This is a genomic window from Gilvimarinus sp. 1_MG-2023 (assembly GCF_030548285.1).
The window spans coordinates 1-261 of sequence record NZ_JAUOSC010001196.1 but is presented as its reverse complement, the minus strand read 5'-3'; the positions used below and the strand labels follow the sequence as shown (position 1 = coordinate 261).

The 261-nt window shown below is 51.0% G+C and carries 1 pseudogene; it reads left to right on the top strand.

What is annotated here, in order from left to right:
- Positions 1 to 261 (top strand): annotated as a pseudogene (locus Q4563_RS20650) (primosomal protein N'); the annotation flags it as partial.

The following is a 261-nucleotide window of genomic DNA, read 5'->3' as shown; positions in this document are numbered from 1 at the left end:
GGCTGGGCGCGCATCGTCAACGGGTAAAGTACTTATCCAAACCCACCAACCAGATCACCCGTTAATGCGTGTGCTTATTGCGGAAGGCTACAATAGCTTTGCAGTGCAACTGCTAGCAGAACGCAAACATTCCGGCCTGCCACCTTACGGATACTCTGCTTTAATTCGCAGCGAGTCCAAGCGGCCCGAAAACGCGCTTGCCATATTACAACTTATACATGGCGCGATTAAAAACACTGGCAGCAAGCACAACATCACCAC